The sequence below is a fragment of the Thermococcus sp. genome (assembly GCF_027052235.1).
Taxonomy (GTDB): Archaea; Methanobacteriota_B; Thermococci; order Thermococcales; family Thermococcaceae; genus Thermococcus.
Genome location: NZ_JALUFF010000084.1, coordinates 21,661 through 42,919 on the forward strand (window position 1 = coordinate 21,661; position 21,259 = coordinate 42,919).

Genomic DNA, 21,259 nt, shown 5'->3' on the forward strand with positions numbered 1-21,259 from the left:
CCGCTAAACTTCTTCCTTATGAGAAATAAGCCTTTCGAAATCCTCCAAGTCCCAGATCAGCCAGCCTTCAGCTCTCAGCTTATCCTTTTCTTCAACCCTCTTCGCCACCAGCCCACAGCTGTGTTCCCAGCCTTCAAGTCCAACAAGCTCCGCCTTTCTTTCCAAGTCCCTCAAAATCCTCCTCGCTTCCCTCTCGCTCAGGTCTTTCCACTTGACTTCAACAAAGAGGGCCTTCCCCTCCCTTTCGTTCAAAGCCACCAAGTCAATCTCTTCGCTCTTGTGCCACCATCTTCCAATTTTTGTGAACCTGAAAGGTAACCTGTTAGCCTTGTTTAGCTCTATTAAAAACTGCTTCGCTATTTTCTCGAAAATAAACCCTAAGTAGCGGTTAAAGTTTCTCTTAAAGTTTTCTAAAGGTTCTTCAAGGAGGCCGAGCTCTATCTCCTCTTTGAAGGGGTGAACAAAGGTGTAGTAGAACGCGAAGTAGTTGTCCGCTATGAAGTAACGGGCGTTTCTGCTCCTGATTTTTTCTTTTCCCTTGAGAGTTACTGGAACTTCTTTCCTCAAGATGCCAAGCTCGATGAGGGTTGAGATATAGCGGGGAAGCTTCGAGCCGTCGATGCCCGTAGCGTTCCGTATCTCTCCAAAAGAGCGGTTTCCGTAACCAACTGCCTCAAGGATTGTGTTGTAGGTGCTCAAATCCCTCAGCTCATAGCGGAGCAGAAACTCAGCCTCGCTGTAGAGGAAGCCCCTCTCGAAGAACTCCTGCCTAATGTTCTCTTCGGGACTGAGAGCAGGGTCAAAGCGCAGTAAGTACTCGGGAATACCGTCTAAAACTGCGTAAGTCTTCACGAGCTCCTCAATGCCGTAATCTGGAAAGAACTCGCCGATGTGCCAGAATTTAAGTGGTTCAATCTTGAGCGAAAGGGTTCTCCTTCCATAGATTGGACTGCCGTAGCCCGTCAGTTCCTCCATCATCGAGACACTGGAACCGCACAGGACTATCGGGTTCTTCTGGTTGAAATCTAGGTACTCCTGGAGAACTCCTAGAACCCTTGGATGGTTCCTGACGAGCACCTGAAACTCATCAAGGATCAGAACGACCCCGCTTGGGAGGGCCTCAAGGAATTCCTCAAAAGAGTTCACTGGCTTTCTTATGAACTCCTCCTTCCCAGTCAGTCGGAAGAGCTTCATAGAGAGTGCTTTAAGCGTCTCGTTTACCTCTTCTTCCTTACAAAGGTGGTACAGATGGGGGACGTCCTTGACGGCCTCTATGAGGAGTCTGGTTTTTCCAACCCTTCTCCTCCCGTAGACTATCACGAGCGCGTTTTTCTTAAAGGCATCCCTCAGCCTCGAAAGCTCCTCCTCCCTGTTCACAAACTTTTGAATAATCATGATAATATACTCTCGATAATGTTACTTAAATCTTTTGTTCCATTTTTTGGAACTTTGCTCACTTGTGAGCATGATATCCGTGTTTCTGTTTACCTTGCCTCGCTCTTTAGGGAGGGGAAGAGATCATTCTCAGCTCAAACTTCTCAATTCTTTGAAGTCAGCCAAATCCCAGACCAGCAAGCCCTCTCTCCTAAGCCTCTCCTTCCCCTTAACCTCTTTCGCCACCAGTCCGTAAAACTTTTCCCAATACTCCAATCCTACAAGCTCCGCCTTTCTTTCCAAATCTTTCAAAATTCCCCTCGCTTCCCTCTCGCTCAGGCTTCTCCACTTAACCTCAACAAAGAGGGCCTTCCCCTCCCTTTCGTTCAAAGCCACCAGATCAATTTCCTCTCCCCTGTGCCACCAGCGGCCGAGCTTGGTGAAACGGAAGCCGGTGAGCCTTAAGAAGACCTCCGGGTTTCCGATGAGCTTCTCGAAGACGGAACCCAAGTAGGCGTTAAAGTCGTCTTTGGAGCGTTCCCAGACCTCCTCGGCGAGGCCTGCCTCAAGGTATACCTTGTTCGGCAGCACGTATCGGAACCAGAAGGCGAAGTAGTTATCACTTATCGAGTACAGCCCCCTCTTTCTCGCTTCTTTGATGGTTGCAGTAACTGGGACTTCCCTCTCCACTATTCTGAGCCTCTGGAGAACTGAGAGGTATTTCGACACGAGGCTCTTATCCAGCCCCGTGGAGCTTACAATCTCCCCGAATTTGCTCCGTCCGCTGGCTATCGCCTGCAGTATGGCGAAGTAGTTGGCCGGTTCGCGGAGCTCCTCCCTAAGCAGAAACTCCGCCTCCTCGTAGAGGAAGGCGCCCTTTGAGAGAACGTTTTCAACCACGTTCTCGTCAAAGTCCTTTTTCGGGTCGAACTGGAGCAGATACGCCGGAATACCCCCAACAATGCCCCAGGTCTTTACGAGGTCCTCGAGTGTGTAGTTTGGCAGGAACTCCCCGATGTGGAAGAACGGGATTTCGGTCAGCTGCCATTGCCCCGTTCTCCTTCCGTAAAGTGGACTCCTGTAGGCCAGAACCTCGCTCTCCATTGTCGAAACGCTTGAACCGCAGAGGATAAGCATTATCTTCGTCAAGGACAGCTTCAAATCCCACGCCTTTTGAAGGAGCGAGAGAACCGGACGATGGTGTTCAACCAGCAGGGGAAACTCGTCGATTATCAGAACTACTCTCCTGTTCTCAATCCTTTCGGCAAACGCCATAAGAAGCTCGTCTATGTCCTCAAAGGTCACCTTTCCGAAGAGCTCATCGTCGAGAAACTCCGCCAAAAGTCTTTGAAGCTCCCTCAGGTTGTCTCGGTAGGGTCTCTCCGTTGCCAGGAAGTAGACGTGAGGCTTATCCCTAGCGAAGTGCAGCAGCAGTTCGGTCTTGCCTATTCTCCTCCTGCCGTAGATCACGAGGAGCTCCGCTCTCTCGCTCTTGTATGCCCTCTCAAGGAATTTCAGTTCGCGTTTCCTGTCTACGAATCTTTTTCTACTCATGAGTATAATACTCGCGTTTCAACTATTTAAAAATTGCTGAGGCGGTGCTTACTGGCACTCACTCTTTCCTCACCAGCTCAACCACAGCCTCGACGTGTGGTGTGTGCGGGAACATATCGATGAGAACCGCTCCGTCTATGCGGTATGCCTTCTTTAGATGCCTCTCGTAGTCGAGTTTGAACGCTTTGGGGTTGCAGGAGACGTAGACAACCTTCTCAACCCCGCTTTTCACGAGAAGCTCGGCCGCTTCCTTCAACCCCCTCCTTGGGGGGTCAACGATTACGGTGTCGTAGTCCCCGATGGAAGTCCCCTCAGCCTTCCCGACCTTAAAAACCGCATTGACACCGTTTATCTGGGCGTTTCTGTTTGCCATTTCAACCGCGAAGGGGTTCATCTCAACGCCCCCAACCTTAAAGCCCCTCTTCCCGAGCCACACCCCAAAGGTGCCGACGCCGGAGTAGAGGTCGAGAACCCTCTCGCCGTCGGTGAATCGCTCCACAGCCTTCAGAAGGAGCGGCAAAGCGTAGCTGTTGGTCTGGAAGAAGGAGTTTGGGTGTATGAGGTAGGCGACGTCCTCAACCCGCTCGCGTATATAGGGCTCTCCGGCTACAAGCCCGGCCTCGCCGCGCGGGTCGTCCCGCTTATCTGCCTTCAGGCTCCAGTAAAGTGAATCTGCGAATGAGAAGTGGCCCTTGAAAGCCTCAAGCACCTCTCCGGAAGGCTCTACATGCGCTATGAGGTTAACCATAACCTCGCCCGTAAACTTGCCCTCCCTCACCTGGAGGTAGTGGACTTCACCGCTTTTTGCTCTCAGGTTCCATGGCCTCAGGCCGGTTTCCCTTAGAAAACCCGTGAGGGAGCGGAGGTATTCGGGAGTCCTCTTCGAGAAAACCGGGCACTCCTCCAAGTCCACGACGCCAAGGGGGTTTCCGTACTCTTTGAGGCCGATTCCTTTGCTGGTCACGATAAAGTTGCTCACGTTGCGGAAGCCCCACAGCCTCGGCGAGCCTTTGATTTCTGCCTTTATTCCGGTAACCCTCTCAAAAATATCCTTTTTGAGTTCGAGTTGGGCTTTGTACTTCAGTCCCTGCCAGAGACAACCGCCGCAGGTTCCGAAGTGGGGACAGCGAGGAGTCTGCCTCAGCGGAGACCACTCGATAAGCTCAAAATCGAGCGCAAGCTTTCTCCCAAACCTTCTCCTCACCTTTCTAGCCTTTATCACGTCGCCGGGGTAGGCGAAGGGAACGTGGAGCTTCCTGCCGTGGGCTTCGAGCACGCCGAGGCCGTCGTCGCTTATCTTATCCACTCTGCCCCCTATCTTCATGGCATCCGCTTGGTGTGCGCTCTTAAGAATGTTGCCATGGGTTACTCTCGCCTCAGCAGGACGCGGGCAAGCAACACCATGCCAAGGAGGAGCGCGGGCCTGCAGAGTTTCTTCCCGATATTTTAGCCCGGAAAGGGAAAACACAGACAACTTTTTAAGCTCAAAGACTTCTTGAACCAAGGTGGTAACCATGGAGAGGCGTCAGCTCAAGTGTCCCCTCTGTGGGGGCACTGAGTTTCAGGTCGAGGAGGGCAAGCTCGACAGCAAGTGGGGTTTTACGGCCCACAAGGTCAAGATAGTCATCTGCAAGAACTGCGGCTACGTCATGCTCTTCTACAAGGGGAGGACGATATGGGACTTCGACTGACGATAGACCCTTAAGTTTCTATCTAAATTTCTGGGTACCGTTATGTCAGAGGGTTTATCCCGACGGATTCGGGGGCAGGTGTTGAACCCCCAATGAAACACTTCGAGGTCAGGATCTAGTTAGTAGAGAGAAATAGCAAACAGTTATCAAAAAGTTCGTCAACTTGACACTCTGGTTACACTGCTCTTTGGCGGCTTCTGAGTTACGTTCTAAAAATCAGAGAAATGAGAAAACACAGGAAAAGGAACTGTGGAGAAGTCTAAAGTGAATTGCTAGGGCCTAAAATCTTTCCTCCTAAAAACATTATAAGAAAATACTAATAGGAATAATGAAATAGCGAACGCTATTATGTACCCTGTCTGGGCAGATAGTGTGAGTTTAGCTACTTTTACTGTGGCCCCAATGGGTGCTAGGACGTATGCAACTAAGGTAACAACTAAACTTGAAGGGTATGGTTTCGATAACAGAATCAGAAGTGCCATCGGAACCGCCGACGTTAGTATATAAAACGAAAGCGTGCCTCCCAAGAAATCAAGCCAAGTCATTAAGGTCATCATTATGGAAAGGTATGTTGGAATTTTGAGCAGAATCGGAGTTACTAATTCTGAATATCCATGAAAGTATGAAACAAGGGAGACTAATGAGACTCCAATTAAGAGGCCGAGGAAAGAAGCAGTAAGTCTTCCTACAAAAACATTTTCAGGGCCATTAAACAAAGAAAGCTCAAACAAAGTTACTCTTGTGCTTCTGAACAGATGAGAGGCTATTAAAACTCCGTAGATAGGGAGAAATATAATCTCCACCACAACCACAAACTCATAAAGGCCGAACCTTGTGGCATCGGTCAACGTGTACCAAGTCCCTATGATTAAAAGACCCAAAAGTATTTCAGTTACTGGATGGGGAAACATGTTCTTCAGATACCATCTAACGGCTTTTGGAGTATACATAGCGCAACCCCGCCTTTTTAATTCCAACAACTCTCCCGCCTAGGAACATGCTCACAACTTCCTCACGGCTGGCCCTAACTATTAGAGTGGAACCGAACCGGTATATGGTCTCCACCTGAGGATTAACGTTGACATCTGCGAGCATTACTTCATAAATCCCTTCCGAGAATAGCTTTTTTCTATCTCCCTCCCAAACTTTCTGGCCCTCTTTTAAGACTAAAAAGTAATCTGCAATGGATTCCCCCTCTTCAATGTCATGAGTTGCTATTATAACACCGTTCTTCTGCGAGATAATATCGTCCACAATACCAGCCCTGTAGGAGTCGAGATGTGCCGTAGGTTCATCGAGTATCAAAACCTCGGACTCACAGGAGAGAGCCACAAGAAGATTGCATAGTTGTGCTTGACCGCTCGACAGTGAGTTCAGTCTTTCTTCCATAAACCTGTCGATTTCAAAAGCTTCTACTATCTCGTCAATGTTTGAACAAAGGGGATTTGCTCGAAGAGTTTCCACGAGGTCTTTAACCCTGATGGGAACTCTAAAATCAGGTTTTTCAAAGGAGTACCTAATGGCAATCCATTTATCCTTTCTTCTGTATGGTTCCCACCCGTTTATCTCAGCTCTCCCGGTTGTTGGATGCATTATCCCAGAGAGGACGGATAAGAGAGTAGTTTTTCCACTTCCGTTGTGTCCAATAAGGGCCAGTCTCTCTGTATCGGCCTTGAAAGTTAAATCCCGTATCCCCCATATTTCACCGTACTTAACCCCCAAGTTCTCTGCCCTAACAATCATCTTCCCGACCTCCCAGCCAAGATAAGGAGAAATATCCCCGCGAGGATAAAGACATAATCCAGGGGGGCGCTGAACTGAGTAAAACTGGCCTCAAAAGCACCAAGCCAGTTCTGAGAGGACGGCCGAACGTTTGTTTTCAGAAGGCTCAACACTGTTATTGTGGGAAACCTCTCGACGTAGCTCCAGCTCTCGTTGGGCACTAGTTCTGCAGGTATAAACTTGGGCATGTCCAGCTGCTCGGGTGTCACCCCAATGGGAACGTGAGTGGGCAGACCACTAATCATTGAAGGATATCGAAGATGGGCATTCCTACCAATAACGACAAGAGTTCTGGCAAAATATCTGTCGTCTGAACGGTAGTATGCTATCAAGTCAACTTTTTTGCTGAGATTTCCCTGCAAATCTGGGACATATATTACGGGGAATCCGACAGAATTGGGAGAGAAATCAAATGAAAATGGGTATTTTCGCTCTGTTAATTTCACGGTTTTTGAGTAGTTCAGCGCGTGAACTGTTACTTGACCTTGAGGAAATAAAGTTCGTATAAGCGAATCGTTTGTGGGCAAGATAAGGGTCTTTCTGAAGATGGGACTCAGATTTCCTATTATTTGACCCGACCTGTGGGTGCTATAAAGGGGATAGATAACACTTTCATTACCGCTCTGATCGTAGAGTGTGAAATTCACTTCGAACTTTCCATTTCCCATATATGTCATGTTGTAAATCATTACCAAGTTGAAAAAAGGATAGTATCCAGCATAAGCAAATCTGTTTCCCGGTTTTAAAACAATATGAGGGCTTTTGATGTGTATCAGTGAATAGTATCCAACTACTGGATACACCGCAAGAAGCACACCCATGAAGATCAGGATAATGGCTATTGTGTTGTATATTCTATTTGCACCCATTCTGCATCCCTCTCTCGTTTGATGTCTTTTGCGCTAAAAAGAAAGAAAAATCAGCTACCCACCTCAATGGGTATTTCAAATGAGACCCCAATGTCTCTGAGGAGGTCAACATTCGCTGAGGTTCCTCCCCAGGTGTCTACATAGCCAAAGATGTGGAACTTGAACTGGACATTAACATTGGGCTCCAAACCAGGTTTTTCCTGAGGTGTTATGTTTTTGGAAGTTGGGTTGCCTCCTGAGGCCACTATGTACACTTCAAGTTCACTTGAGCCATCGTATGAAGCCTTCGTTAGTCCATAATGTGTTAATGTATCAAGATGCCATGTGCCATGACCAACCATCTGGGTGGGGGCAGTGTAGGAGTCATCATCGTACCACCATGCATGAGAACCTGTGCCAGAAGATATCCCAAAGTGGAATCTTGTCTGAGGTCCCAAGACGAACCTGCCATTCTGAACTTCATATTGAGCAGCTATGTATGCTTTGGCCGTTGAGAAGCTTCCATGTAAAACCGCCGAAAGTGTTATAATCCCTGCCCCACTGCTTGTCGCCACTGCAGGGGTTGCCATTGCCGCAACTAAAAAAACAATCATGCCAAGGGTAATCCCTACCAACTTTCTCTTGTTCATACGCCCCCCCCACTTGGTGGTGGGCAATTACAATTTCCCTAGTTTAATATTTATAAGTTTTGGCTCAATCATCTAATTAACGGAAAAGGTGTTAAAAATAAGTTTTCTTTCCAAACTCCTTAGAGGGTCACAATGATGTTGTCAGTGCTGAAGAGTATTGACGGGTTCATCGCCAGAACCTCATAACATTTAGGAGTCTCCTTGAGGCTTGTGAGCAGGAGGGTAGTAAAAGGTGAACCGGGCTTCGAGTTATCCCAAGAGCTCCCGCACCATCTTCCTGAACCTCTTGGCGTCCTCGCACATGTTCGAGTTGTTGAAGTAGACGAAGCTCTCCGAGTGGTTCCATCCAACGACCCTGTCCCTGGCCTTCTTCAGCTCATCCTCGCCGTACTGGTGGACGTAGACAATCCGCCCGTTCTCGTAACGTCCGTGAAGCCGGTAGTAGTTTATCTCCCCGCGGTGGAGAGGAATCCTTACGAGAGGGTCGGTCACGTCTATGACGTCGAACTCCCTCACGAAGCGCTTGATTCCCATCTCGCTCCAGCCCCTCAGTTCGACCGCGATTTCAAAGTCGCCCCTCTCTATCATCGAGAAGAACCCCTCGGCGTTGGCGAAGCTCTCCTCCGTCTCCTTAAAGCTCCTCGGAAGCTGGATGAGTATAAACCTCGCACCCAAAAGCTCGGCCTCCCTGAGGGTCAGCCTCCAGAAGTGGAGAACCTCGCCGTTGGGCCTGAGGAGGCCGACGTTTTTGCTCGGCTTTACGTTGCTCCTCAGCCATGTCGGACTGTTCGCTGGGTGGGTAACACCCTGAAAGGCTTTGATTGAGAACACAAAACCGTTAGGGGCTTTTCTTTTCCACCGCTCAAGTGTGGTGTCTCTCAGGATGCGGTAGAACGTTTGCTGAACTTCAACGGTATCGAAGTCCCGGTAGTACTTCGAGTGCTTCTCGCAAAAGCCGCAGGTTCCGACGTGAATCATGCAACCACCAAAAGAACTTTGAGGGGGAGGATAAAAAGCCTGCGAAGCTGTAGCCCAATGGGAGCTATTCCCGGCTGGGATGTGATAAGTTACCTACCGGCGGAGGGCATTTAAGGGTTAGCTTCCTAAACACCAACATGCGGAAGCCCGAGAGAATCCTCCTAGTAACAGGCAGGCTTGCCGAACCGCTCGTGAGAAAGTACGGGAAGGGTTGTGACATCTTCGTGACCCCGGTGAGCGTCGCTGCCTTTCTAACGCCCGAACTCATAGTGCGATATCTCAAAAAGGCCGGACTCAACAGTGGGGACTACGACCTCATCCTAATTCCCGGCCTTGTCCGTGGTTCCGCCCGGGTTATAGAGGAGGAACTCGGAATTCCGGCATTCAAGGGGCCGAGAAACGCGATGGACATACCGCAGGTTCTCAAGGCATTAAGTGAGGGCTTCAAGCTGAGCAGGGAAATTCCTGCAGACGACCTCTTTTCGGTCGATGCACTCAAAAGAGTTAAGGACATCCGAAACAGAACGAGGGACAAAAACTACATCGAGAAGGCCCTCAAAAAGCCGTGGAACGTTCTTATAGGGAACCTCCCGGCGGGAAGGGACTTTCCAGCTAGGATTCTTGGCGAGGTGGTCGATGCTCCAAAGCTTGGTGTTGAGAAGACTGTTTGGAAGGCCCTCTACTACCTCCGCGAGGGAGCAGACATTGTGGATCTAGGTATGGTCGCTGGGGAGACCAACCCTGAATTCATTGAGCAAATTCCTGAAATCCGCGAGAGGCTGGAGGAGAGCGGATTTCAGGTACCGATAAGCTTCGACTCGCTCAACACTGCGGAAATCGAGAAAGCTCTGGACTACGCTGACCTCTTCCTCAGCGTTGATGGGGGCAACATTGAAGAACTTGTAACAGAGAAGCCCGTTGTCCTAATCCCAACAAACCAGAAAAGGGGCATCTTCCCCGTTAAACCGGCGGAGCGCGTCGCGTTTCTCGAAGGGTTAAAGGAAAAAGCGTTAGATTTTGGCTACAAGACAGTCATCCCCGACCTAATCCTTGAGCACGTCCCCCACCTGGCGCGCTCCATCGCCGCTTTCCAGCTATACCGCGAGCGGAATCGTGATGATGTGCTTTTAGCGGGTGTTGGTAACGTGGTGGAGCTTTACGATGCCGACAGCGTCGGGATGAACGCTTTGCTCGCCGGAATTGCTAAAGAACTATCAATAAACCTGCTGCTTACAACCGAGGTCAGTGCAAAGACGAGGGGCTCGGTGAGGGAACTAAGGAGGGCCATAGACATGAATTTCTTCGAGACACCAAAAGACCTCGGCTTCGACCTCCTAATTCTTAAAGAGAAGCGCACAAGAGAGTGGAGGTTCAAACCAGCTGAGAACGTCATTGAGGCCGAGGAAAAACCCGTTCAGCTTGAACCGATTTACTTCCGTATCTGGATAGAGAACGGAAAAATCTGGGCTAATGCCCATCGAGGAACTGAGGTTCTCCTCACCATAGCCGGAAAGGAACCGAACGCGATAATGGACACGATTTTGGAGCACTTCGAGATAAGCCCGAGGCACGCCTTCTACCTCGGCCGGGAGCTTGAGAGAGCTAAAACAGCTTTGAAGCTGAGGAGAAGTTACGTTCAGGAAGTCGAACTTTTCCGGGAATTCTACGAGGGAGATTAGGGAGATATGTAAACATACCCGCTTACGCAACCCATTTATAGAAAATCTGCCCCTTTTCTCTGGGTGGTAGAATGGCGTTCCTGAAGGTCGTTCCGCTTGAGAAAGCTCTCGAGGTCATAAACTCCTTCCCGCTTGAGCCAGAGGTGGAGAGAGTTTCCCTGGAGGATGCCCTCGGCAGGGTTCTTGCTGATGACATAGTCTCTCCGATAAACGTCCCGCCCTTTGACAGGGCGACGGTCGATGGCTACGCCGTTAGAGCTGAAGACACCTTCATGGCGAGCGAGAGCGAGCCGGTTAGACTGAAGGTTGTCGGCGAGATAAACGCCGGAGACAGCGCCGACTTCGAGCTTAAGCCCGGTGAAGCCGTCTACGTCTCCACAGGTGCACCTCTGCCAAGGGGTGCCGACGCAGTGATACAGTTCGAAGACGTCGACAGGGAAGGGGACGAGGTGGTAATCTACAAGCCCGCCTATCCAACACTCGGCGTCATGAAGGCCGGAACCGACATCCCGAAGGGCAATCCCGTCCTTGAGAGGGGGAGGCGCCTGGGCTTCAAGGAGACTGCCCTTCTTTCTGCCCTTGGAATAGCTGAAGTTCCAGTTTTCAGAAAGCCAAAGGTGGCTGTGATAAGCACTGGCAACGAAATCGTCCTCCCCGGGGAGGAACTAAAGCCGGGTCAGATATACGACATCAACGGAAGGGCGATAACCGACGCGGTGAGAGAACTTGGCGGAGAAGCTGTATTTCTGGGGATAGCGAGGGACGACAAGGAGAGCCTTAAGAAGCTCATAGAAAGGGGCGTCGAGTGCTGTGACATTGTTCTCCTCAGCGGGGGTGCGAGCGGTGGGATACGGGACTTAACGAGCTCTATTATCGAAGAACTCGGAGAGGTGAAGATACACGGCATAGCCATACAGCCCGGAAAGCCCACGGTTATAGGCTTGGTAAGGGGAAAGCCCGTCTTCGGCCTGCCCGGCTACCCGACCAGCTGTCTCACCAACTTCACCCTCCTCGTTGCCCCACTCCTAAGAAAGCTCATCGGAAGGGAGAGCGAGGTCAGGAAGGTCAGGAAAAAGCTCGCCCACAAGGTTTTCTCCGTCAAGGGAAGGAGACAGTTTCTTCCAGTTAAGATCGAAGGCGAAAAAGCCGTTCCAATTCTCAAGGGAAGCGGGGCTGTGACGAGCTTTGTCGAGGCCGACGGCTTCATCGAGGTCCCGGAGAACGTGGAGATACTTGAGGCTGGGGAAGAGGTCGAGGTAACATTCTTTGGCTGACTTTCCATTCCTCCAATTTCCATCAAAACCTTTTTTAAAGTCCCGCTCGTTTCTCAACCTTAGGTGTTGGCTATGCTCGACATAAAGCTCATCCGCGAAAAGCCGGAGCTGGTAAAGAAAGACCTCCTCAAGAGGGGCGAAACCGAGAAGGTCAAATGGATTGACGAAATCCTTGAACTGGACAGAAAATGGCGCGAGAACCTGAAGAAGATAAACGCCCTGAGAAAGGAGCGCAACCAGCTGGCCATACAGATAGGCAAGCGCAAGAAGGCCGGGGAGCCAATAGACGATTTACTCGCAAGGAGCAACGAGATAGTGAAGCAGATTGAGGAACTCGAAAAGGAAGTCGAGGAATTGAAGAAGAGAATCGACTACTACCTCTGGAGGCTTCCAAACATCACCCACGAGAGCGTCCCTGTTGGAGAAAGCGACGAGGACAACGTCCCGATAAGGTTCTGGGGCAAGGCTAAGGTCTGGGAGGGCTTCCTTGAAAGCTTTAAGGAGCAGAGCCTCGGGAAGATGGAGTACGAGGTCTTAAGCTGGAAACCAAGGCTTCACGTTGACATGCTCGAACTTTTGAGGGGAGCCGACCTTGAGAGGGCCGCGAAGGTGAGCGGGGCAAGGTTCTACTACCTCCTCAACGAGCTGGTCATCCTCGATTTGGCACTTATTCGCTTCGCCCTGGACAAACTCATAGAGAAGGGCTTTACCCCGGTGATACCGCCCTACATGGTCAGGCGCTTCGTGGAAGAGGGAGCAACTACCTTCGAGGACTTCGAGGACGTAATCTACAAGGTTGAGGGCGAAGACCTCTACCTCATCCCGACGGCTGAACACCCATTGGCTGGGATGCACGCCAACGAGATACTCGACGGAAAGGACCTGCCGCTCCTCTACGTTGGCGTTTCACCCTGCTTCAGGAAGGAAGCTGGCACTGCCGGAAAGGACACCAAGGGAATCTTCCGCGTCCACCAGTTCCACAAGGTCGAGCAGTTCGTCTATTCGCGCCCGGAGGAGAGCTGGGACTGGCACGAGAAGATCATAGCCAACGCGGAGGAGCTCTTCCAGGCCCTTGAGATTCCCTACCGCGTCGTAAACATCTGCACCGGCGACCTCGGCTACGTGGCAGCGAAGAAATACGACATCGAGGCTTGGATGGCAGGGCAGGGCAAGTTCAGGGAAGTCGTTTCAGCCAGCAACTGCACCGACTGGCAGGCGAGACGCTTAAACATCCGCTTTAGGGACAAGACCCACGAGAAGCCGCGCTTCGTCCACACGCTGAACTCGACGGCAATAGCGACCTCAAGGGCCATCGTCGCTATCCTGGAAAACCACCAGACGGAGGAAGGCGTCGTCAAGCTCCCGAAGGTTCTCTGGAAGTACACGGGCTTCAAGGAGATTTTACCGGCCAGCATGAAAGGGAAGTGCTGCCAGGGTTGAGTTTTAGTCTACTCCTTATTGCTCCATTTTTAAGATTCCCAAGAGAAGTTATTGGTTTGATGTCTTCTTCTCGCATGTCTCGATAAAATCTGAATTGAGCGTTATAAATACAGAGCATCTGAAAAATCTGCAGTCGCAGGTATAATGATGTCGTTTGGCAGGAGGCTGTATTCATCTAGTATTCTCCTCTTTGCTTCCTCAAACATAAACTCGTTTACCCCCAGAAATACGATCTTCTCCATTTGTTTTCTGGCCTTTTATCTGAGACCTGATAAGACAAAAAGATGAGACAGGATTATATCCTGCTGGATAAAGAATTCTCGATAATATCTGACAACGGAAAAGATTATATTCACAAGGAAAGGAAAGTAGACTGGTGACCTTCCATGAATCCCGAAAGAATGAGAAAAACATGGCACGATGTTGTAAAAGAGAGTGTGGTAAACCTCCTTCGTTTCTACGGATTTACCGCAAGTTCTGAAGCACCAGCCCGCATACCAGAGGGTGGTTGGGGCCGGGCCGATGTCGTCGGAAGGAAAGGAAACACAATTGTTGGTGTTGAGATTGTTGATACTGGTGATGTGGCCAGAGATGCAAAAAAACTGGCTATGAACAACTACGATTACAGGTATATCATCGTCCTGAGACACTCAAAAAAGTTGATGAGGTTGTAGTTGATGGAAAGAGGATAAAAGTACTTGACATAGACTCTTTTGAACACGAACTTCGGAGAGACCTTGGTGTACCATCAGATTACCCCTACTTCTCCAGGACAAACGAAGAGAAACCACCGGAGGTTTTTGTTGGTGCCTCGGAGAGAGAAATCAACAGTATAATTGAAGAGCTTGAGGAATACGGTCTTGAGAACTTTGCTGATGATGTTCTGAATGCACTCGGTAAGATCTATATCTCAAGGGACCTCCCCGTGGAAGTCCGCGTTCATTACAATCCAATGACCGGTCCAACGGCTCCAAATGAGTATGAGAGTGTGAATATAAGACCACAGGTTCTATCTATCCTCCAACGACTCAATTTGGTTGATATCTCAAGGAAAGGAACTGGATACGCCAGAAAAGCTTTCGCAAGCCCAAGTGAAAGGGGACTGAAAGCTGGACACGAGCTTATTCTCAAACGTATCAGAGAGCACAAGGCGGAGCTTGAGGAACTCGCCAGAGAATACGGCGATAAGCTATGGATAATACTTTACGGGTCGCTTTGGTATACACTAAACCACTTCTCACTTGAGATTGTTCTCAAAGAATATGGGTACACACCACCAGCAGGCGGTGGATATACCAAAAAGGAAGATCCAATACTCAAGGCGGCAAAGAATGTAAGAGTACTCGGTAGGTACAGCTATTTCGATGTGGGATACATAGAGCCTCCTGAGAACCCTGCTATCTTGATGTTCTCGAACTTCCTCGTGAAAACAGCGTTGAGAGATGATGCTCTCAGATTCTTCAGCGAACTTGAAAGATATGGTCTGGCGATCCAGGACACGGAAAGGAATTCCCGTGGTGAGTCAATATATGATGTTTTCAAAGCCCCAATAGAGGTCTTTCAATACTTCATGACAAAGACAAAACACCAGGCCAACCTGGGGTATTATGCCCAAAAGTTTGGTGTACTCTACACCATTCTCAGGGTTGGCGAAATATATGACTCTGGTGTAGCCAGAAAAGTCTATGAGGAGCTTCTACAAAAGCTGGAACTGAGCGATAGTGCGGTCGCGGAAGTACTCGCGGACATGAATAAACGTGGCATCACATCCCGATTGATAACTGACCCTGAGAAGGCGCCATTCATAATACTGGACAAGAAGGGTTTTGAGGATTATCTCAAGTTCAGTCTCTCAACAATAGCGGGTTATTTCAGCTCGAGGGGATGATGGTGTTAAGTGGTTCCTGATTTACATCTTGTCTGTTTTGACGATTTCTAAACCCCTCCCCTTTCTCTAACCTTCCTCCTCACGTTCGGGTCGCGGTCGGCGATGATTTTCAGGGCCTCTTCAAAGCTCATCCAGTCGGGCACTTCCTCGTTGAGGTAAATTCCCGTTCTCCCGATTCTGTCCCTTCTCGTGAGGACGTGGACGCGCTCCCTGACTATGTCAACGCTCACCCCAAGGATTTTCGAGACCTCGCTCTCCCTACCGACGACTTCCCTCTCAACGTGCCCCCTCTCCGTGGGAATTATGAGGATCAGCTTTTTGTTCACCCCGGGGACGCGCTCCCTGGTTTTGACTCCCCACAGGTCAATCGTCCCTCCCCAGCGGTAGAACTCCAGCTCCCTGTCTGTTGGCTCGATCAGCGGGAAGGTAACGGTCGTTTCCTCGTCTATCTCGATGACGCCCTTGATGAGATGCCAGGGCGTTGCCATCACTATCTTTCTCCTCCTCACGAGGCCCTCAAGGGCCAGCTCAATCAGGTAGCTCGGAACCTTTAGCGGGATGAAGATGTCTATGTCGCTGTCTTTTCTCACGTCTCCCCTAGCTACACTGCCGTAGAGCTGTGGGTCGAACTGGGAAAGGCGTTCCATAATCCGGAGTGCCTTCTCGCGCTTCTCCCAGAGGTAGCGCCATCTTTTCGGCGAATAGACCACTTCCCTCTCATCCCATATCCTGACGACCTTTTCCCTCGGCATCGGTGTCTTTTCGTCGAGCCTCCTTAAATCCCTACCGATAGCGTTTTATATGGGCTCGTGAAGTTGGTGTGGTGAGAAAAATGCCGGTGCTCGGATACAACATTCAGGGCGTCAGCTTTGAAAAGAACGTCAAGGCCGTCCCGCCGGGGCAGATCGAGGTAAAGATTTCGCCCACCATAAAGGACCTCAGACTTGGAGAGATGATGACCCCCAACGGCAAGGTCTCGGGTATAGACGTTCTCTTCGATTTTGAGGTCGAATACAGGCCAGACATTGCGAAGGCCTCGGTTAAAGGCTCGCTCCTCTACATACCTCCCAAAAGGGACAGGATTGATGAAATACTCTCACTATGGGAGGATGAGAAGAAGATAGACCCCGTCCTCATGGTCGAGGTCGCGAACTTCCTTACCACGGAGCTGTCCCCGATGCTCATGATAATAGCAAAGGAGATGAGGGTTCCATACCACGTTCCGCTTCCAAGGGCCGAACTCAGGGGTCAGTAGTAACCCTCCGCCTCCGTGAGAATCCTTAGGAGATCCCTTATCTCCCCTATCTTCTCCATTGTCCTGTTCGCTATTTCAAGGGCCTTGGCCGGTTTTTTCTTTTTGAGCTGGTATTCAATCAGGTCAACCTCATCAAGTATCTCGTTTGATGCCTTTTGAGCGGCGTAGTTCTTAAGGATTGCAAGCCTAACCCTGACCTTGAAGCTGAGGTCGGCCTTGAGGTCGAGGGCATTCTTGTAGGCCTCAAGCCCTTCCTTCACCTTCCCGATCCCGAGGAGGGCCTCGGCCAGCTCCATTGTCTTGAGCGCCGCAATCCCGTATTCCCCGCTTCCCTGGTGGGCGCTTATGACCTGATAGAGCATCCTCGCCGTGTTCAGGCCTATGAGCTTCATCCTGTTGAAGTTTCTCGCGAGCATGTATGAGTATTGGGATTTTACAAGGTAGCTCGTCGTCCCGTCGAGATCCCCAAAGGAGTAGGCCAGTTTGCTGGCCTTTTCAAAGTTTCTAGCTGCTGTATCCATCATCTCTATGTAGTGGATGTCGTAGCCAAAAATAACACGGGTGTATCGCGCCAGTTCGTAGAAGGCTTCCGCGGCCTCGCTTACACGGTCCTTGGAGAGCATTTCCTCCGCCAGCTGGCCGTAGAGGGTTATGAGCTTCTCCGCGAGCCTCTTGTAGTTCTCCTCGTCGTCCATCATCTTGTAATACCTGAAGGCCGACTCGTAGGCTCTTATAGCCATTTTTATGTCGTTGTTTTCCTCATAGGAGGCGCCGAGGTCTTCGTATATCGTGGCGAACTCTCTTGTATACTTTGTTAGGAGTTTTCCATCGTTTAGAAACGCAAAAATCTCAAGGACGTTGGAGCAGTAGTCATCTAAAACGTCAACGTCAACCTCGGGCTTAACGATTTCAGCCTCTATGAGGTCTATGTAGAGGTAGGATGCCTTCAAAAGGGGGGGTTTGCCCTTCTCTTTACCCGCTCTCTTGGCCAGAACGTAGCCGAAGTACCTGTAGAGTCTCGCGGCGTCTTCCTTTCGCCCCTTATCCTCATATGCCTTGGCTGCCCGGAGAATAAGCCTGAGGCCCTCCTTCAATTTACCCTCCTTAATATAGCTGAATCCAAGCTCTTCAAGCTCCTCGGGTGGTGAATCTACGCCGGGTAAAACCAAATTCCTCACCCCTTATACCCACTCGCATCGTTTATTCTTTTCGCCGGCTCGATATTTAAGCGTTGCCTAAACCCTGATCACCCGGTAACCGGAGGCCTTCCTAAGGCGGTTCATCACGGCCAGACCGAGGCCCCTCTCCTCGACCCCCTCGGCTATTATGACGTCAACTCCTCTCTTGTCCAGCTCCCTCAGGGCTTTGAAGAGGTTTCTGGCGACCTCTTCCTCGCTCCTCCCGAGGTTGAAGAACTCATCCGCCCCGTATTCCTCCGTCCCCATGACCCCAACGCGGTAGCCTTTCGAACGGTATTCCTCAACGAGCTGGGCTATCTTTCTCCTGACCCTCTCCCTCTCTCCCTCGACCACTATGACCTGGGCCTCCGGTGAGTAGTGCCTGTACTTCATACCCGGCGACCGGGCGACGTCGACCATCTTCCCAATTACCGCCGGGTGTATCTTGACCTCTCCGATGACCCTCTCTATCTCCTCCAGTGGCAGGCCACCGGGTCTAAGAAGGATGGGGCTCTCCGAGGTGAGGTCTATCACCGTTGACTCCACCCCAACCTTTGTCTCGCCGCCGTCGATTATGGCCTCTATGCGCCCGTAGAAGTCGTCCACCACGTGCTCCGCCAGTGTGGGGCTGGGCTTTCCGCTTATGTTCGCTGAGGGTGCAGCTATCGGCGTGCTGGCCCTTATGAGGGCGAGCGCTATCGGGTGGGCCGGCATTCTCACCGCCACCGTGTCCAGTCCTCCGGTGGTGACGTCGGGAACTTCCTCCGCCTTTGGGAGAACCATCGTGAGAGGACCAGGCCAGAACCTCTTGGCCAAAAGCTTTGCCTCCCTAGGGATTTCGCGTGCGAGCCTCTCAAGGTCGCTGAACTCCGCTATGTGGACTATCAGGGGGTTATCGGCCGGTCTCCCCTTGGCCTCGAATATCCTTCTCACGGCCGAAGCATTGAGGGCGTCAGCGCCGAGGCCGTAAACGGTCTCGGTCGGGAAGGCCACCAGCTTGCCCTCAAGTATGAACCTCGCGGCCACCTTTATCTTCCTCTCATCGACCCCGTCTCGCATGTTGATTACAACCGTCATGTTCTCACCGGAGATGGCTCTGAAAGGCGGTTAAAAAACTATCTCAAAACGGAGCGGTAGAGGGCCTCAACGTCCCTCGCGACCCTCTCCCAGGAGTAGAGCTCCGCAACCCTCTTCCCGATTGCACCGCTTTTCCTGTTTGTTTTCGGCTCAAGGAGGGTCTTTACAGCCTCCACGAGCTCTCCGAAGTCTTCGAACGTCAGGCCATTCTTGCCCTCCCGTATGAGTTCGGGGATTCCGCCGGTTCTCCTCCCCACGGCCGGAACGCCGAGGGAATTGGCCTCAAGGATGACGAGTCCGAAACCTTCCCGCTTTGAAGGCAGAACAAGGAGGGCGCTCTCCGAGAGAACCCTCCCGACGTCTTTCCTATAACCTAAAAATCGGACGTTGGGGGGAGCTTCCCTTTCGAGCTTTCCCCTGAGGGGGCCTTCGCCAACGACCAGAAACTCCCTCCCGGGAAAGTGCTCTGCAAGCTCAAGGAAGACCTCGGGGGCTTTGTAGTCCCTCAGGGCACCGATGAAGGTCACGTACTTTCTCCTCCCGGGGAAGCCCTCAATCTCGATGCCGTTGGGTATGACCCTCACTTCTCCGGCCCCAAGCTCGATGGCACGCCTCGCGAGGAAGTGGCTGACCGCTATCACCGCGTCCGCTTCCCTCAGCGTTCTCTCTACGTAGAACCTCCCGAGGGCCAGTCTGGCTGTATGGACTAGGTCGCTCCCGTGAGCGGTAACCACGAGGGGAAGGCCCGTCTTTTCCTTTGCAAGGACTCCCGCAAAGCTCGTCGTCCCGACGAAGTGGGCGTGGATTATATCGAAGCCAACCTCCCTATGGAGCTCCGCTATGAGCTTAGAGCCGAGAAAGGCAAAACCCGTTCCCCTGAGGCCGTAAACGGGTAGAACTCTAACTTGATGCACGAGGTCTCTCTCAAAGTCCCTCGGCTTAACGGGGCCGTAGGTCAAGACGTGAACCTCATGCCTCTTCCTCAGGTGCCTGACGAGGTTGTCCACGTGCCTCGCGACGCCTCCCCCGTGCGGGGGGTAGTGGCCCACCATCAGGATTCTCATGGGGAGGAGTTGGAGAAGGGATTAAAAAGCGTTTGGAAAGAGCCCCCTCAAAAAGCTCCCGGGCGAATTCCCTGAGGCGGAGCTTTTTCTCTTTGGCAAGCTTTTCCAGCAACTTCTGGGCTCCGCTACCGTACTGGGCAGCTTTTTTCGGCCTCTCCGCTATCCACTCTGGCAGTCCGAGCTTCCTGGCGAGCTTTCTCAGGATGAGCTTTCTCCCATTACTCAACTTGAGCTCTGGGGGGACGTTCAGGGCGAGCCTGACAACGGGCAGGGAGAGGAACGGATACCTTCCCTCAACCCCGTTGAGCATCGCCACCTTGTCGTCCCTCGCCAGATTCCTCTCGGCAAGGGTGAGCAAATCCTCCCACATGAGCCAAGGCCTCTCAAGGTACTTTGCGTAGCCACCGAACAGCTCGTCTGCCCCCTGGCCGGTGAGGATGACCTTCACGCCGTCGTTGCCTGCGAGCCTCGTGGCGAAATAGAGGGGAACTGCTATCGCGAGGTTCATCGGGTTCGGCTCCTCTATAGCGAATGCAATCCTCGGAAGCTCCTCCCTGAGAAGTTCGAGGTCAAAGGTCTCCACCCTCAAAGGCAGTCCGAGGTGGTCGGCAACCCTACCCGCCCATTCAACGTCATGGCTTCCCTCGGTACCGGCCGTATAGAGGACGACATCTGAGTGCCTTGAGGCAAGAAAAGCCACTATCGTGCTGTCCAGTCCACCGGAGAAAAGGACTCCAGTTTTTCTGGTTGTTCTAACCCTTACCGAGTAGTCGAGGAGCTTTTCCAGCCCTCTGAGGACACTCCCCTCCGAAAGCCCCCTACCCTTGAGCCTCTCGGGCGAGAAGAGCCTCGCCCTCCTCACAGAGTGCCCGTCGAGGGCTACTATCTCCCCGGGCTCAACGGGAACTGCCCTCTCCCCAATCGCCCACAGAACCTTCTTCTCGCTCGCGAAGAAGCCCCTCGGTGAGAAGTAGAGGGGCCTTACGCCGATTGGGTCGCGGAAGAGGTAGAGCCTCCCTCCATCCGAGAAGGCCACGGCGTAGTCACCCTCAAGCCATGACATCAGCTCCCTCACAGCCCTCGGAAAGCTGGCCTCCCGGGAGAGGAACTCAAGGAGGCGGAGGATTACCTCGCTGTCAACGTCGCTCTCGAAGGACACGCCCTTACCCTCAAGGTATTCCCTAATGGCGCGGTGATTGTAGACCTCGCCGTTGTGAACAAGGGCCAGCTCGTTAACGAAGGGCTGAATGAAGGACTTGGAGCCGGTCATTGCGAGCCGGCACTGGAGAATGCCTATCTTCCCCTCGGGAACTTCTTCAATCCGGGAGAAGTCGCTGGATTTTAGCACGCCTGAGTCCGTCCACACGCCAAAGCCGTCCGGTCCGCGGTGCTTTCCTGCCTCTATCATCCCGATGAACTTTTCCCTGAGGTTCTCGCCAATCCCTCCGGCTATGAGGCACATCTCGCATCCCCTCTGCCGTTAATTGGTCACTGAAAAAGCCTTGTCCATTCCCATCTGGAATAGTT

General features: G+C 51.6%; 21 protein-coding genes. 7 read left to right on the forward strand and 14 right to left on the reverse strand.

Features of this window, described 5'->3' with window-relative positions; translation table 11 throughout:
• Window positions 1-3: 3 nt before the first annotated feature.
• From MVC73_RS10620 to rlmD, 3 genes are all read right to left on the reverse strand, one after another.
• On the reverse strand, window positions 4-1,395 hold the full coding sequence (locus MVC73_RS10620; RefSeq protein WP_297510858.1) for an ATP-binding protein: 1,392 nt from the start codon (window positions 1,393-1,395) through the stop codon (window positions 4-6).
• A gap of 129 nt (window positions 1,396-1,524) precedes the next feature.
• Window positions 1,525-2,928: an ATP-binding protein gene (locus MVC73_RS10625; RefSeq protein ID WP_297510860.1), complete on the reverse strand. Its 1,404-nt coding sequence runs from the start codon at window positions 2,926-2,928 to the stop codon at window positions 1,525-1,527.
• 58 nt (window positions 2,929-2,986) lie between these two features.
• A complete protein-coding gene (gene rlmD / locus MVC73_RS10630; protein ID WP_297510862.1) occupies window positions 2,987-4,252 on the reverse strand; it encodes a 23S rRNA (uracil(1939)-C(5))-methyltransferase RlmD in 1,266 nt (421 codons plus the stop codon).
• Window positions 4,253-4,433: 181 nt separating this feature from the next.
• Between rlmD and MVC73_RS10635 the strand changes: the two genes are divergently transcribed.
• The gene (locus MVC73_RS10635) at window positions 4,434-4,619 is read left to right on the forward strand and encodes a hypothetical protein (protein WP_297510966.1); all 186 of its coding nucleotides are present in this window, start codon (window positions 4,434-4,436) and stop codon (window positions 4,617-4,619) included.
• Between the two features lie 272 nt (window positions 4,620-4,891).
• Here the strand turns inward: MVC73_RS10635 and MVC73_RS10640 are convergent, their stop codons facing one another.
• The 5 genes from MVC73_RS10640 to MVC73_RS10660 form a co-directional block, all read right to left on the reverse strand.
• The gene (locus tag MVC73_RS10640; protein ID WP_297510865.1) at window positions 4,892-5,569 is read right to left on the reverse strand and encodes a hypothetical protein; all 678 of its coding nucleotides are present in this window, start codon (window positions 5,567-5,569) and stop codon (window positions 4,892-4,894) included.
• A complete protein-coding gene (locus tag MVC73_RS10645) occupies window positions 5,547-6,362 on the reverse strand; it encodes an ATP-binding cassette domain-containing protein (RefSeq protein WP_297510868.1) in 816 nt (271 codons plus the stop codon). The genes MVC73_RS10640 and MVC73_RS10645 overlap by 23 nt, the downstream gene beginning before the upstream one ends.
• Window positions 6,359-7,270 carry a hypothetical protein gene (locus MVC73_RS10650; RefSeq protein ID WP_297510872.1) on the reverse strand — a complete coding sequence of 304 codons (912 nt, stop codon included), beginning with the start codon at window positions 7,268-7,270 and terminating at the stop codon, window positions 6,359-6,361. Before MVC73_RS10650 ends, MVC73_RS10645 begins: the two co-directional genes overlap by 4 nt.
• A 50-nt stretch (window positions 7,271-7,320) precedes the next feature.
• Window positions 7,321-7,899 carry a hypothetical protein gene (locus MVC73_RS10655; protein ID WP_297510874.1) on the reverse strand — a complete coding sequence of 193 codons (579 nt, stop codon included), beginning with the start codon at window positions 7,897-7,899 and terminating at the stop codon, window positions 7,321-7,323.
• Window positions 7,900-8,148: 249 nt separating this feature from the next.
• Window positions 8,149-8,877, reverse strand: coding sequence for a DUF72 domain-containing protein (locus MVC73_RS10660; RefSeq protein ID WP_297510877.1), 729 nt, complete (start codon window positions 8,875-8,877; stop codon window positions 8,149-8,151).
• Between the two features lie 137 nt (window positions 8,878-9,014).
• Between MVC73_RS10660 and MVC73_RS10665 the strand changes: the two genes are divergently transcribed.
• The 3 genes from MVC73_RS10665 (at window position 9,015) to serS (ending at window position 13,270) form a co-directional block, all read left to right on the forward strand.
• Complete coding sequence (locus MVC73_RS10665) at window positions 9,015-10,556, forward strand: dihydropteroate synthase-like protein (RefSeq protein ID WP_297510880.1); 1,542 nt, start codon at window positions 9,015-9,017, stop codon at window positions 10,554-10,556.
• A gap of 71 nt (window positions 10,557-10,627) precedes the next feature.
• Window positions 10,628-11,830, forward strand: a complete 1,203-nt coding sequence (glp, locus tag MVC73_RS10670) for a gephyrin-like molybdotransferase Glp (protein WP_297510882.1) — start codon at window positions 10,628-10,630, stop codon at window positions 11,828-11,830.
• Between the two features lie 72 nt (window positions 11,831-11,902).
• Window positions 11,903-13,270, forward strand: a complete 1,368-nt coding sequence (gene serS / locus MVC73_RS10675; protein ID WP_297510952.1) for a serine--tRNA ligase — start codon at window positions 11,903-11,905, stop codon at window positions 13,268-13,270.
• A 101-nt stretch (window positions 13,271-13,371) separates the two neighbouring features.
• Here the strand turns inward: serS and MVC73_RS10680 are convergent, their stop codons facing one another.
• Window positions 13,372-13,512, reverse strand: a complete 141-nt coding sequence (locus tag MVC73_RS10680; RefSeq protein WP_297510885.1) for a hypothetical protein — start codon at window positions 13,510-13,512, stop codon at window positions 13,372-13,374.
• Window positions 13,513-13,656: 144 nt separating this feature from the next.
• Here MVC73_RS10680 and MVC73_RS10685 point away from each other — a divergent pair, with 144 nt between their 5' ends.
• Together MVC73_RS10685 and MVC73_RS10690 are read left to right on the forward strand one after the other, a co-directional pair.
• Window positions 13,657-13,944 carry a hypothetical protein gene (locus MVC73_RS10685; RefSeq protein ID WP_297510888.1) on the forward strand — a complete coding sequence of 96 codons (288 nt, stop codon included), beginning with the start codon at window positions 13,657-13,659 and terminating at the stop codon, window positions 13,942-13,944.
• A gap of 251 nt (window positions 13,945-14,195) precedes the next feature.
• Window positions 14,196-15,158 (forward strand): hypothetical protein, encoded by a 963-nt coding sequence (locus tag MVC73_RS10690; RefSeq protein WP_297510891.1) that lies wholly within the window; start codon window positions 14,196-14,198, stop codon window positions 15,156-15,158.
• 47 nt (window positions 15,159-15,205) lie between these two features.
• On the opposite strand, the gene MVC73_RS10695 is transcribed toward MVC73_RS10690, so the two are convergent.
• A complete protein-coding gene (locus tag MVC73_RS10695; RefSeq protein ID WP_297510894.1) occupies window positions 15,206-15,910 on the reverse strand; it encodes a nucleotidyltransferase domain-containing protein in 705 nt (234 codons plus the stop codon).
• 80 nt (window positions 15,911-15,990) lie between these two features.
• Between MVC73_RS10695 and MVC73_RS10700 the strand changes: the two genes are divergently transcribed.
• The gene (locus MVC73_RS10700; protein ID WP_297510955.1) at window positions 15,991-16,413 is read left to right on the forward strand and encodes a hypothetical protein; all 423 of its coding nucleotides are present in this window, start codon (window positions 15,991-15,993) and stop codon (window positions 16,411-16,413) included.
• Here MVC73_RS10700 and MVC73_RS10705 read toward each other — a convergent pair.
• From MVC73_RS10705 to asnB, 4 genes are all read right to left on the reverse strand, one after another.
• A complete protein-coding gene (locus tag MVC73_RS10705) occupies window positions 16,407-17,582 on the reverse strand; it encodes a hypothetical protein (RefSeq protein ID WP_297510897.1) in 1,176 nt (391 codons plus the stop codon). The genes MVC73_RS10700 and MVC73_RS10705 overlap by 7 nt on opposite strands.
• A gap of 66 nt (window positions 17,583-17,648) precedes the next feature.
• A complete protein-coding gene (locus MVC73_RS10710; protein WP_297510900.1) occupies window positions 17,649-18,668 on the reverse strand; it encodes an L-threonylcarbamoyladenylate synthase in 1,020 nt (339 codons plus the stop codon).
• A gap of 38 nt (window positions 18,669-18,706) precedes the next feature.
• Window positions 18,707-19,732 carry a glycosyltransferase family 4 protein gene (locus MVC73_RS10715; RefSeq protein ID WP_297510903.1) on the reverse strand — a complete coding sequence of 342 codons (1,026 nt, stop codon included), beginning with the start codon at window positions 19,730-19,732 and terminating at the stop codon, window positions 18,707-18,709.
• The gene (gene asnB / locus MVC73_RS10720) at window positions 19,638-21,194 is read right to left on the reverse strand and encodes an asparagine synthase (glutamine-hydrolyzing) (protein WP_297510906.1); all 1,557 of its coding nucleotides are present in this window, start codon (window positions 21,192-21,194) and stop codon (window positions 19,638-19,640) included. The genes MVC73_RS10715 and asnB overlap by 95 nt, the downstream gene beginning before the upstream one ends.
• Between the last annotated feature and the right edge of the window lie 65 nt (window positions 21,195-21,259).